The 212-nt window shown below is 58.0% G+C and carries 1 protein-coding gene; it reads left to right on the forward strand.

All coding sequences use genetic code 11. From position 1 onward, the window contains the following. Positions 1 to 212, forward strand: a 212-nt coding sequence (locus H6M51_RS24485) for a hypothetical protein (protein WP_185812342.1), incomplete at both ends; no start/stop codon positions are given.

A 212-nucleotide genomic window follows, 5' to 3' on the forward strand; every position in this document is an offset into this window, starting at 1 on the left:
TTCCTGTCGGTGAGCGGTGGCGGTGCAACGCTTGCATCTCTGAAATCGGAGGGGCAGGCCCTTGTCTACACGCTGTCGGGCGATGGTACGCAACTGACGGCCCGTGCTGGTAGTGTCGAAGGCAATCTTGTCTTTACGGTCAAGCTGTCCGACGAGGGCAATGGTTCCTATGAGTTCGACCTAGATGGCGTTCTCGATCATCCCGTGAAGGC

Source organism: Rhizobium sp. AQ_MP (assembly GCF_014237835.1).
Lineage (GTDB): Bacteria > Pseudomonadota > Alphaproteobacteria > Rhizobiales > Rhizobiaceae > Allorhizobium.